Annotated in this window: 14 protein-coding genes; all 14 read left to right on the top strand. The window is 66.2% G+C overall.

The features are described 5' to 3' along the window. Positions 1-3: 3 nt before the first annotated feature. Positions 4-987: a MucB/RseB C-terminal domain-containing protein gene (locus F791_RS0108335; RefSeq protein ID WP_018175441.1), complete on the top strand. Its 984-nt coding sequence runs from the start codon at positions 4-6 to the stop codon at positions 985-987. A gap of 5 nt (positions 988-992) precedes the next feature. Beyond that, positions 993-1,478, top strand: a complete 486-nt coding sequence (locus F791_RS0108330; protein ID WP_018138081.1) for a SoxR reducing system RseC family protein — start codon at positions 993-995, stop codon at positions 1,476-1,478. Positions 1,479-1,566: 88 nt separating this feature from the next. After that, positions 1,567-2,985 (top strand): DegQ family serine endoprotease, encoded by a 1,419-nt coding sequence (locus F791_RS0108325; RefSeq protein WP_019592447.1) that lies wholly within the window; start codon positions 1,567-1,569, stop codon positions 2,983-2,985. 52 nt (positions 2,986-3,037) lie between these two features. Continuing rightward, entirely contained in the window at positions 3,038-3,277 is a 240-nt protein-coding gene (locus F791_RS0108320; protein WP_026182191.1) for a glutaredoxin family protein, read from the top strand. Next, complete coding sequence (gene lepA, locus F791_RS0108315; RefSeq protein WP_019592446.1) at positions 3,274-5,079, top strand: translation elongation factor 4; 1,806 nt, start codon at positions 3,274-3,276, stop codon at positions 5,077-5,079. Before F791_RS0108320 ends, lepA begins: the two co-directional genes overlap by 4 nt. A 51-nt stretch (positions 5,080-5,130) precedes the next feature. Further along, entirely contained in the window at positions 5,131-5,901 is a 771-nt protein-coding gene (gene lepB, locus F791_RS0108310; RefSeq protein ID WP_018138085.1) for a signal peptidase I, read from the top strand. A 59-nt stretch (positions 5,902-5,960) separates the two neighbouring features. Next, positions 5,961-6,317 (top strand): DUF4845 domain-containing protein, encoded by a 357-nt coding sequence (locus F791_RS0108305; RefSeq protein WP_017925696.1) that lies wholly within the window; start codon positions 5,961-5,963, stop codon positions 6,315-6,317. A gap of 15 nt (positions 6,318-6,332) precedes the next feature. After that, positions 6,333-7,043 (top strand): ribonuclease III, encoded by a 711-nt coding sequence (gene rnc / locus F791_RS0108300; protein ID WP_018994078.1) that lies wholly within the window; start codon positions 6,333-6,335, stop codon positions 7,041-7,043. A 41-nt stretch (positions 7,044-7,084) separates the two neighbouring features. After that, positions 7,085-7,960 carry a GTPase Era gene (gene era / locus F791_RS0108295; protein WP_018138087.1) on the top strand — a complete coding sequence of 292 codons (876 nt, stop codon included), beginning with the start codon at positions 7,085-7,087 and terminating at the stop codon, positions 7,958-7,960. A 16-nt stretch (positions 7,961-7,976) separates the two neighbouring features. Then, positions 7,977-8,636, top strand: a complete 660-nt coding sequence (locus F791_RS0108290) for a DNA repair protein RecO (protein WP_018138088.1) — start codon at positions 7,977-7,979, stop codon at positions 8,634-8,636. A 46-nt stretch (positions 8,637-8,682) separates the two neighbouring features. After that, on the top strand, positions 8,683-9,450 hold the full coding sequence (locus tag F791_RS0108285; RefSeq protein WP_018138089.1) for a pyridoxine 5'-phosphate synthase: 768 nt from the start codon (positions 8,683-8,685) through the stop codon (positions 9,448-9,450). A gap of 7 nt (positions 9,451-9,457) precedes the next feature. Continuing rightward, on the top strand, positions 9,458-9,838 hold the full coding sequence (acpS, locus tag F791_RS0108280; RefSeq protein ID WP_026182192.1) for a holo-ACP synthase: 381 nt from the start codon (positions 9,458-9,460) through the stop codon (positions 9,836-9,838). A 124-nt stretch (positions 9,839-9,962) separates the two neighbouring features. Next, positions 9,963-11,183 (top strand): FtsH protease activity modulator HflK, encoded by a 1,221-nt coding sequence (gene hflK / locus F791_RS0108275; RefSeq protein ID WP_038038384.1) that lies wholly within the window; start codon positions 9,963-9,965, stop codon positions 11,181-11,183. Next, complete coding sequence (gene hflC / locus F791_RS0108270; protein ID WP_018138092.1) at positions 11,183-12,067, top strand: protease modulator HflC; 885 nt, start codon at positions 11,183-11,185, stop codon at positions 12,065-12,067. The genes hflK and hflC overlap by 1 nt, the downstream gene beginning before the upstream one ends. Positions 12,068-12,220 lie beyond the last annotated feature (153 nt).

Here is a 12,220-nt window from a genome sequence, read left to right as displayed (position 1 = left end):
GTCATGTGGCGTGGGCTGCCGCTCGTTCTGGCCGCAACCGCGCTCTGCCTTCCGGCGCAGGTACTGGCGGACGAGGTCTCGCCGTCGGAATGGCTTGAGCGCATGACGACAAGCCTGCATGCGGAGAGCTATCAAGGCACCTTCGTGCTGCAGCGCGATGACCGCATCGATACCATCCGTGTGGTACATGTCGCCGATGATGGCGGTTACCGAGAACGCCTCGAGACCCTGACTGGCGCCGAACGCGAGATCCTGCGCTCGGTGGATCGCCTGAGTGCAATCAAGGGCGCGCGCGGTGCCTCGGGAGACGGGGCGCAGTCACCGTTGGGCCCTGCCGGCGCGCCGGTCTCCCTGTTGGAAACACATGACCTCTATGCGCTGAAGATCCAGGGCCTGGACCGCGTGGCCGGTTATCCATGCACCCTGATTATGGCGCGCGCGCGGGATGCCCTGCGCTACAGCCATCGCTACTGTCTCCATATGGACAGCGCCCTGCCGCTCCTGAGCGAGCTGTACGATCCCAAGGGCAAGCTGCTGGAACGGCTTGCCTTCACCGATCTGGAGTTGAGTGACGAGATCGCCGAGAGCGAACTCGAGCCGACGACCGATCAGGCCGAGCACATCGAGGTGCGCGCCGATCGCGGCCACAAGAAGCCCCAGTGGGACGACGACAATGGCCTGGGTGGCTGGAAGTTTGGTGAACTCCCCCCTGGCTTTCAGGCAGTCGCCGCCACGGAGCGCTCGCTGGGTAACGGGGACGAGGTCTCGCGCCACTTCGTGCTGAGTGATGGTCTGGCCTCGGTGTCGGTCTATGTAGAGCCGGCGGATGGCGAGAAGAGTTTCGAGGGTACAACCCGTGCCGGCGCCACGCATGCCGCTGCACGGGTGATGGCCGGACATCAGGTCACGGCGGTCGGCGATGTCCCCCATATTACGGTCCAGCAGGTGCTGGACGCGGTCTATTACCAAGGCGCCGCGGGCGAGTAAGGCCGGTGGGGCACTGGATCGAGGAACAAGGTGTCGTGCTCGCGGCCGAGGCGCACAGCGCGCGCGTGCGCATCGAGCGCCAGTCCACCTGCGGAAGCTGTTCGGCCCGCACCGGCTGCGGTAGCGGTGTGCTGTCCGAGGTGCTGGGGCGAAAGGCCGTGGAGGTGACCATCGGCCACCCGGGTCAGCTCCGCGCCGGCGATCGTGTGATCATCGGGATTCGCGACCAGGCCCTGGTCTCGGGGGCCCTGGCGATGTATCTGCTGCCACTGCTGGGCCTGGTCGCCGTGCCGGGGCTGCTGATGCTGGCCTGGCCGCTGCTGGGCGAGGGCTGGCTGATGCTGGCCGGTGCGGCGGGTTTCGTGCTGGGGCTCGGCGGGGTTCGGTACTGGATGCGCCACCGCGCACCGGATCTGGCGCCGGTATTCCTGCGCCGCGAGCCCGACGCCGGTGTGGTCCGGGCGCAGGGCCGTCCGCGTCCGATCGAATAATGCAGGCAATCGCCGGGAACTTGTCCCGGTACGAATTTTCTAGAGCATGAACGCACGAGCAAGAGCGGGTTCAATCATGACGCGACCGATGCAATGGGCCCTGCTGGGGCTGATCCTGTTTGCCTTCTCCCTGCCGGCTTCGGCGCGCATGCTGCCGGATTTTGTCCCGCTGGCGGAGGAGCACAGCCCCGCGGTGGTCAATATCTCCACCACGCGTGAGCGTGAGGGTGGCCAGACGGGCGGACACCCCGATTTCGAGGGCTCCCCGTTCGAGGACCTGTTCGAACGCTTCTTTGGCGCCCCCCCAGGTGGCGGACGAGGCGAGGGCGGCGAAGGCCGGATGCCGGAGCGCAGCTCGCTGGGGTCCGGCTTCATCTACACCGAGGATGGCTACATCATCACGGCGAATCACGTTGTGGAGGGGGCCTCCGAGGTCGTCGTGCATCTCTCCGACCGGCGCGTGTTCGACGCCGAGGTGGTCGGCAAGGACCCGCAAAGCGACGTGGCCCTGCTGAAGATCGATGCCGATGACCTGCCGACGCTGGAGCTGGGTTCCTCGGACGACCTGAAGGTCGGCGAGTGGGTGCTGGCGATCGGCTCGCCGTTTGGCTTCGACCACTCCGTGACGGCCGGGATCGTCAGCGCCAAGGGGCGCAACCTCCCGACCGAGAATTATGTCCCGTTCATCCAGACCGATGTCGCGATTAATCCGGGGAACTCCGGTGGGCCGCTGCTGAACCTGGACGGCAAGGTCGTGGGGATTAATGCCCAGATCTACAGCCGTACCGGTGGCTTCATGGGGCTGTCGTTCGCGGTCCCGATCGAGATGGTCGAGGACGTGGTCAAGCAGCTGCGCGAGCACGGCGAGGTCACGCGCGGCTGGCTGGGTGTGCTGATCCAGGAGGTCACGCGCGATCTGGCCGAGTCGTTCGGCATGGACAAGCCCAGCGGCGCCCTGGTCGCCCGCGTGCAGTCGGACAGCCCGGCGGAGAAGGCCGGCTTCGAGACGGGAGATGTGATCCTCAAGTTCAATGGGATCGAGGTCCCGAACTCCTCCGCGCTGCCGCCGATCGTGGGCCGCACGCCGGTCGGTACCGCGGCCGAAGTGGAGATCCGCCGCGGCGAGGAGACCAGGACCCTGACGGTCGAGATCGAACGCCTGCCGGACGATATCGCGGCGGAGCGCGGCGGTCGCCAGCCGGAGCAGGAAGAGCGTGCCGAGCCGCAAAGCCTGCTCGGGATGCACCTGGAGCCGCTGGATGCCGCCCAGGCCGACGAGCTGGGCCTCGACGGCGGGCTGGTGGTTACGGAGGTGACGGGTAATCCGGCCCGTTCCTCCGGCATTCGGCCAGGCGACGTGATTGTGCAGTTCGGTCGCCACTCGGTGGATTCGCTGGAAGAGCTGGAAGAGCAGATCGAGGCGGCCGGCACCGGGCGCACGGTCCCGGTCCTGATTCAGCGCGACGGCAACCCGACCTTTATCGCCCTGCGCATCCCGTCCGAATGATGGTCGTGCCCTGGCCCGGGCGTTGTGCGCCCGGGCGGCGGCAGCGATCATGATGCGGACTCTGACGCTGTATCACCGCGAAGGCTGCGGGCTTTGCGAGCAGATGCTCGCGGAGCTTTCGGCCCTCAAAAGTCGTTATACTTTCGCCCTCGAGATCGTCGACATCGACGAGGACCGGGACCTGCGCGTGCGTTTCAACGCGAAGGTCCCGGTGCTTGCGGTCGACGGCGACATTCTTTGCTGCCATTTCCTCGACCGAAAGGCACTGCTGGACCTACTGGCCCCTGCATGACCGAAACTCGCCTGACCCGCAATTTTTCCATCATCGCGCATATCGACCACGGCAAGTCCACGCTGGCCGACCGCCTGATCCAGGGCTGCCATGGCCTGACCGAGCGCGAGATGTCCGAGCAGGTGCTGGACTCGATGGACCTGGAGCGCGAGCGCGGGATCACCATCAAGGCACAGAGCGTCTCGCTGTTCTACGACGCCCAGGACGGCCAGCGTTACCAGCTGAATTTCATCGATACCCCGGGGCATGTGGATTTTTCCTACGAGGTGTCGCGTTCGCTGTATGCCTGCGAGGGCGCACTGCTGGTGGTCGATGCCTCCCAGGGTGTGGAGGCGCAGAGTGTGGCCAACTGCTACACCGCGATCGACCAGGGGCTCGAGGTCGTCCCGGTGCTGAACAAGATCGACCTGCCGGCGGCCGAACCCGACCGCGTGGCGGCCGAGATCGAGGACGTGATCGGCATCGAGGCCACCGACGCCGTGCGGGTCTCCGCCAAGACCGGCGAGGGCATCGCCGAGCTGCTGGAGGAGATCGTGCGCCGCATCCCGCCGCCGGAGGGGGACGCCGAGGCCGCGCCCAAGGCGCTGGTGATCGACTCCTGGTACGACAACTACCTGGGCGTAGTCGCGCTGGTGCGGGTGAAGGCCGGGCGCTTCTACGCGGGGCAGAAGATCAAGGCGATGTCGGTTGGGCGTGCCCACGAGGTCAGTCGGGTCGGGGTGTTCACGCCCAAGCCGGTGGACCGCGAGACCCTTGAGGTCGGCGAGGTTGGCTACCTGATCGCGACCATCAAGGACATCTCCGGGGCCAAGGTGGGCGACACCTTCACCGACTTCAACAACCCGGCCTCCGAGCCGGTGCCGGGCTTCCAGGAGGTCCAGCCGCGGGTGTTCGCCGGCCTGTTCCCGGTCAGCGCGGATGACTTCAACGACCTGCGCGAGGCGCTGGACAAGCTGCGCCTGAACGATGCCGCATTGTCCTTCGAGCCGGAGACCTCGCAGGCGCTGGGGTTTGGTTTTCGCTGCGGCTTCCTCGGCATGCTGCACATGGAAATCGTGCAGGAGCGCCTGGAGCGCGAGTACGACCTTGACCTGATTACCACCGCGCCCACGGTGGTCTACGAGGTGGAAAAGAGCGACGGCGAGGTGGTGATGGTGCACAACCCATCCGGGCTGCCGCCGAGCAACGAGATTGCCGAGATCCGCGAGCCGATTATCGAGGCGAACATCCTCGTGCCGCAGGACTACGTCGGCGCGGTGATCACCCTGTGCATCGAGAAGCGCGGGGTGCAGACCAAGATGCAATACCTGGGGCGTCAGGTGCAGTTGTCCTACGAGCTGCCGATGTCCGAGGTGATGCTGGACTTCTTCGACCGGCTGAAGTCCGCAACCCGTGGCTACGCCTCGTTCGACTACCAGCCGCGGCGCTTCCAGGCGGCGCCGCTGGTGCGCGTGGATATCCTGATCAACGGCGAGCGGGTGGATGCCTTGTCCGGGATCGTGCATCGTGACCATGCGGAGTCGCGCGGTCGCGAGCTGACCGAGCGCATGGCCAAGATCATCCCGCGGCAGATGTACGAGGTGGCGATCCAGGCGGCGATCGGCTCGAAGATTATCGCGCGATCCACGGTCAAGGCGATGCGCAAGAATGTGCTGGCCAAGTGCTACGGCGGCGACGTCTCGCGCAAGCGCAAGCTGCTGGAGAAGCAGAAGGCCGGCAAGAAACGCATGAAGTCGATTGGCAAGGTAGATGTGCCGCAGGAGGCCTTCCTGGCGGTGCTGTCGGTCGGCGACGACAAATAACGCGCCCGGGTCGGAGCGGGCACGCCGCAAGGCGGTGATCGAGGACAATACATGGCGAATCTGGAACTGATCCTGGTACTGGCCACGGCCGCAACGGGCCTGATCTGGCTGGGCTGGGTGCTCCTGCGGCGGCGGCTGAGCCCCGAGCGTCAGGCGCGCATGCCGTGGTTCGTGGACTATTCGCGTTCGTTCTTCCCGGTGCTGCTGATTGTGCTGGTGCTGCGCTCGTTCGTGGCCGAGCCGTTCCGCATCCCGTCGGGCTCCATGATGCCGACCCTGCTGGTGGGCGACTTCATCATGGTGAACAAGTTTTCCTACGGGATTCGCCTGCCGGTTACGCGTACCAAGGTCTTCGATATGGGCGAGCCCGAGCGTGGCGAGGTCGTGGTGTTCAAGTATCCGCGCAACCCGCAAGAGGACTACATCAAGCGAGTGATTGGGCTGCCGGGGGATACCATCGAGTTCCGCGATCGCGTGCTGTACGTCAACGGCGAGGCACAGTCGGCCGAGCGCGTGGGTACCTTCGAGGGCGAGGGGTCCGGGGAGATGATGTCCGGTGCCTCACTGTACGAGGAGACCCTCGACGGGCGCACCTACACGACGCTGATGCGCGAGGAACGCCCGAGCCTGGATGGCTCGGTGACGGTCCCCGACGGCCACTATTTCATGGTCGGCGACAATCGCGACAACTCGAACGACAGCCGGACCTGGGGGTTCGTCTCCGAGGATCTGCTGGTGGGGCGTGCCCTCTTTATCTGGCTGCATTGGGATTACAATGAAGGGCACAGGGACTTTTCCCGGATTGGCCAGGCGATTCGCTAGGCCTGTTTCGCGGGCGCAGGCAACCAGGGGGTAGGGCGATGCGGCATTCCAGACATTCCATGCGCGGGGCGGGTGCCCTGACGGTGATGGCATTGATCCTGCTGGCGCTGCTGGTCGGGACCTTCGTGATCAAGATGGGTACGCAGTACACCCAGTACCTGACGGTGCGCTCGATCATGCAGGACGTGGCGACCCAGCCCGGTGCGGCCGAGAAAAGCGAGCGCGAGCTGTGGCGCGAGATGAACCGCCGCTTCCAGATCAACTCGGTGTACGACGGGATCGAGGAGGACGACTTCTCGGTGACCGAGGAGGGCGATCGCCGGCAGATGCATCTGGAATACGAAGTCCGCCGCGAGTTCCTGGGGAACGTCGACGTGGTCGCGCGTTTCTCGCGTAGCGAAACCCTAGCGCCCTAGGGAAACGCTGTGGGATTGTCGGACCGTAACCTTCAACGATCGAGTGCGAGTCGCGATTTTCGCGATCTGCTGCCGGAGGCGGTGCGCGAGGGCGATGGCGTCCGCCAGGCCCTGACCCATCGCAGTGCCGGCGGGCGCAACAACGAGCGCCTGGAGTTTCTGGGCGATGCGGTCCTGGGTCTGGTCATCGCCGATGCCCTGTACGAGCAGCTGCCGGACGCGCCAGAAGGGGATCTCACGCGCCTGCGCGCGGCGCTGGTCAACCGCGAATCGCTGGCGGCCCTGGCGCGAGAGTCGGGACTGGAAGGCACGCTCAATCTCGGCCAGGGCGAACGCAAGAGCGGCGGCCAGCGGCGCGATTCCATCCTCGCCGACGCGGTCGAGGCCCTGATTGGCGTGACCTACCGCGAGGCCGGCATGCAGGCTGCGCGCGACTTCACCCTGGCACTTTATGCCGAGCGCCTAGGGAATCTGCCCTCCGCCGAATCCCTGAAGGACCCGAAGACCCGTTTGCAGGAACAATTGCAGGGTCGCAATGCGGAACTGCCCGTTTACGAAGTGCTGGAGGTGGTTGGCCCCGATCACCAGCGCCGCTTCACCGTCTTCGTACACCTGCCTACTCAGGGCTGGGGGCAGCAGGGCGAGGGCTCCTCTCGGCGCCGCGCGGAGCAGGCCGCGGCCGAGGCCGCGCTGCAGCGGTTGCAGCAGCAGGCACAGGAGCAGTGAACGGCATGGATAGCACTTCCGAGTCCGGAACGCGGTGCGGTATGGTCGCGCTGGTCGGCCGCCCGAATGTTGGCAAGACTACGCTGATGAACCGCCTGGTGGGCGAGAAGCTCGCAGCCACGACGCGGCGTCCCCACACCACGCGCAATCGCATCCTCGGCATCGTGACCGAGGGGAACGACCAGATCGTGCTGATGGACACCCCGGGGATCGATACCGAGCGCACGCGTCTGGTGAACCGGGTGCTGAACCGCACGGCCAGTCAGGCCCTGGCCGACGCGGATCTGGTGTGTTTCCTGGTCGAGGCGGGACGCTTTGGCGAGGGCGACGAGCGCATCGAGCAGCTGATTCGCCAGTCCGAGCGGCCGGCGCTGCTGGTGATCAACAAGGTCGATCGGGCGCGGGAAAAAGAAGAACTGCTGCCGTTTATCGCGGCGCGCATGGAGGCGATGCCGTATGCAGGTGTTGTCCCGCTGTCGGCGAAGACGGGCTCCAACGTCGCGGGCCTGATCGACGAGATCCGCGGCCACCTGCCCGCGGGGCCCTTCCTCTACGACCCCGAGCAGCTGTCCGATCGCCCGGAGCGCTTCCGCGCCGAGGAGATGATCCGCGAGTCCCTGCTGGAGAGCCTGGGGCAGGAGGTCCCGTACTCGGTGGCGGTGCGCGTGGAGCAGTGGTCCGACGAGCCGCGGACGACGCATATCGATGCCGTCATCATGGTCGAGCGCGACAGCCAGAAGGGGATCGTGATCGGCAAGGGTGGACAGCGCCTGAAGCGGATCGGGCAGGCGGCGCGTCTGCAGCTGGAAGAGCTGCTGGGGCGGAAGGTCATGCTGCGCCTGACGGTACGTGTCGAGGCGGACTGGACCCGGAATCCCCGCGCCCTGCGCGAGCTGGGCATCGAAGAACCCCGGTGAAGGCGCCGCGGCGCGCATGAGTGGCGCGGCGACGGCCGTCACCCAGGGTGTAGTGCTGCATGCGCGGGCACTGCGCGAGAACAGCCGCGTGCTGGAACTGCTGACGGGCGAGGCCGGGCGTGTGGCGGCGGTGGTGCGTGGCAAGGCGGGGTCGGTACAGCCCTTTGTGCTACTGGATCTGGCCTGGCGCGGCCGTGGCGAGCTTCCCACGCTGCAGGTGGCGGAGCAGCAGCGGGTCTTTCCGTTGACCGGGCGGGCGTTGGTCTGCGGTTTGTATCTGAATGAGCTGGTGTTGCGTCTCTATCCGCGTGACGCGCCGATCCCCGAGGCGTTGCCGGCCCTGCTGACGGCCTACGCGCGGCTGGCGGCCCGGGAGCGCGCGGACGTGGTGTTGCGCCGCGCCGAGTGGGCGCTGCTGCTGCCGATCGATTCCGGGCTCGAGCATGTCGATGCCGCCGAGCTTGATCCGGCGGCCTGGTATCGGTACGAGCCCGAGATGGGCCTGGAGCCCACGGCACCGGGGCGCGCGGGTGCCATCGCCGGGGAGGCCCTGTGGGCGCTCGCTTCGGGGCAGCCGGTCCCCGATAATCATGCCCGTCCGGCGCGTGACTTCATGCGCGCCCTGATTGACCATCACCTGGCCGGCCGCGTGCTGCGCACGCGAGCGCTGCTGTAGCCCCGGCCCTGACACGCATTCAAGCCCATACAAGGCCACACGTACCATGTCGCATCCCGCACCGCTCAAGCTGGGGGTCAACCTCGACCACATCGCCACGATTCGCCAGGCCCGCCACACGCCGTATCCTGACCTGATGCAGGCGGTACGCCTGGCCGAGGCCAGCGGCGCGGATTCGATCACCCTGCACCTGCGCGAGGATCGCCGCCATATCCAGGATGACGATGTCTTCGGGATCAAGCCGCGGCTTACGGTGCCGATGAACCTCGAGATGGCCGCCACCGAGGGCATGCAGGCGATCGCCTTGAAGCTGCTCCCCGAGGCTTGCTGCATCGTGCCGGAAAAGCGCGAGGAACTGACCACCGAGGGCGGGCTGGATGCGGCCGGGCAGCTGGAGCGGCTGCGTGATTTCGTGGCCCCGCTGACCGCGGCCGGGATCGAGGTCTCGCTGTTCGTGGAGCCGGATGTTCGCCAGATGGAGGCGGCGGTCAAGATTGGCGCTCCGGTGGTGGAGCTGCATACGGGCGCCTATGCCAATGCCCGTGATGCAGCCGAGCGCGAACGTTTGCTGGCCGGGATCAACCAGGCCGCCACTGCCGGTCAGGCCATGGGGCTGGTGATCAACGCCGGTCATGGGCTCGACTACGACAATGTACGTCCGATTGCCGCGAATCCGGTCTTTCACGAGCTGAATATCGGCCACTCCATCGTGGCCCGGGCGTTGTTTACGGGGTTGCCGGAGGCAGTCAGCCACATGCGCGGTTTGATGGATGCCGCCCGCGCTGGCCTGCCAGTCGGCCAGTACCCGGTGTGATCGCCGCATGATCCTCGGGATCGGCACCGACCTCGTCCAGGTGGCGCGCATGCAGGGCATGTGGGAGCGCCATGGCCGGCGGCTGGCCGAGCGTATCCTGCATCCGGTCGAGCACGCCGACCTGCCGTCGGAGCATCCGGCGGGATTTCTCGCCCGGCGCTTTGCGGCCAAGGAGGCCCTCGCCAAGGCGCTGGGATGTGGGGTCGGGGCCGACATGGGGCTGGCCGAAGCCGGGGTGACCCATGATGCCCGCGGGCGCCCCGAATTCGTGCTGGAAGGCCGCGCACGGGCGACCGCCGAACGCCTTGGGGTGAGCGCCATTCACCTCAGTATTAGCGACGAGCGCGAGTATGCCCAGGCCTTTGTGGTCCTCGAGGGTGGTGAGTAACCCGCTTTTCCCTCCGGTCGTGGTTGCCCGGGTGGGACCGGCTCCCTAGAATATGGCCCCTTATGCCCATCCGTGTCGGGTGAACGGATGGTGCCAGCCCTGAGCGAGTGACGGAGTCCAGTCCATGCCCTGGAACGAACCGGGAAATAGTAACCGCGACCCCTGGAGTGGGGGCGGCGGTGGCCAGCGCGGTGGTGGTAGCGGTGGCGGCGGGGGCAACCAGCCTCCCGATCTGGAAGAAATGATGCGCAAGCTGTCGCGCCAGCTGAATGGAATCTTCGGCGGTGGTGGCGACAGTGGCTCCGGGGGTTCCTCCGGTGGTGGCATGGGCCGTGGTACCCAGGCCCTGGTCAGTCTCGGGCTGATCATCGCTCTGGTCGTCTGGCTGGCCTCCGGCTTCCATATCATCTCCGAGGGCGAGCGCGGTGTTGTGCTGCGCTTTGGCGCCTTCCAGGAAGTGAAGAACCCGGGTCCCGGCTGGCATCTGCCCTATCCGATCGAGCGGGTCGAGATCGTCAACGTCGATAACGTGCGAACCATCGAGCACCGCGCGTTGATGCTGACCGGAGACGAGAACATCATCGATATCGATATCGCGGTGCAGTACCGCATCCTCGATCTGGTCGATTTCCTCTTCAACGTGCGCAACCCGGACTCCACTGTGAATCACGTAATGGAATCCGCGATCCGCGAACGTGTCGGGCGTTCCAACCTGGACTTCATCCTCGGCGAAGGGCGTGGGGAGATTGCCTCGTCGGCGCGTGTGGTGATGCAGGAGAATCTGGATTCCTACGGGGCCGGGGTTACGGTTACCGCCGTGTCCATGCAGCAGGCCCAGCCGCCCGAGCCGGTCCAGGAGGCCTTTGCCGACGCGATCCGCGCCCGCGAGGACGAGGTTCGCTTCCGCAACGAGGCCGAGGCCTACGCCAACGGCGTGATCCCGCGGGCCCGTGGTCAGGCGGCGCGTATCATCGAGGAGGCCGAGGCCTATCGTGATCAGGTCATTGCGCAGGCCGACGGTGATGCTGCGCGCTTCGATCAGTTGCTGGTGGAATACCAGCAGTACCCGGAAGTGACCCGCGACCGTCTGTATCTGGAGGCCGTCGAGGCCGTGCTCGAGGATTCGCGCAAGGTCATGCTCGACGTGGGCAGCAGCAACAACCTGATGATGCTGCCGCTGGATCAGCTGTTCCGTGGTACCGGTACCCGATCCAACTCGGGTGATACGCCGACCCCGCAACCCATCGATACCAGCCGCGGTGGCCTCGGTGCCACTCCTGGGTCAGGTGTCAATCGACTGGGTAGCCGTGATCCGGCGGCCCAGCGCTCGCGGGAGGTGCGCTAATGCTACGCATAGCCGGTATCGCCGTTGTTGTCATCGGGATCGTGGTGGCGCTGTCGACCTACACCGTCGATGAGCGCGAGCGCGTGATCAAGTTTGCCCTGGGGGAGATCCGTCAGGTCGATCCCGAGCCTGGTCTGCATTTCAAGTTTCCGCTGATCCAGAACGTCGAGAAGTTCGATGCCCGGATCATGACGCTGAACATCCCGCCGGATCGGTTCCTGACCTCCGAGGCGAAGAACATCATCGTCGACTTCTACGCCAAGTGGCGTATCGATGATATTGGTCAGTTCTACCGCGCTACCCGCGGTGACGAGCGGCTGGCCGAGGAGCGTCTGGCCCAGATCCTGCGCGACGGCATGCGTAACGAGTTCGCACGCTTCGAGTTGCAGGAAGTCGTCGCCGGCGAGCGCCTGGCGATCATGGGGGCGGTACGGCAGACCGCGCTGGAGACGGCGCTGGAGCTGGGGATTGACCTGGTCGACGTGCGCGTACGCCGGATGGATCTGCCCGACGAGGTCTCCGAGTCGGTGTACGAACGTATGCGTGCCGAGCGTGAGCGCGTGGCGCAGGACTTCCGTGCCCGTGGCCAGGAGGAGGCCGAGCGCATCCGCTCGCGCGCCGACCGTGACCGCACGGTCATCCTCGCCAACGCCTATCGCGACTCCGAGGAGATCCGGGGTGCCGGTGATGCGCGTGCCACCGAGACGCTGGGCCGCTCGTTCGGCGAGGACGAGGAGTTCTTCCGCTTCTATCGAAGCCTGATCGCCTACCGCAACAGCATGAGCGGCGAGAAGAGCACCTTTATCCTGGAGCCGAACTCCGAGTTCTTCCAGTTCTTCAACGCGCCGGGCGGGGAGCGGCCGGCGCCGCTGCCGACCCAGTAACACCGGGGCCGGGCGCCATCGCAGGTGTCCGGTGCGCGGTGACCGTTTGACTCGGGCCCGGTCTTCCGGGCCCGAGTCATGCCGGGACCCGGCCGGCGCGCATTGGGTGACACAAGGGAAACACTGATCAATGTACACACTCGCCGGACGCAA

The sequence above is a fragment of the Thioalkalivibrio sp. ALRh genome (genome assembly GCF_000381425.1).
Lineage (GTDB): Bacteria > Pseudomonadota > Gammaproteobacteria > Ectothiorhodospirales > Ectothiorhodospiraceae > Thioalkalivibrio.
This window is presented reverse-complemented; position numbering and strand designations above follow the sequence as displayed.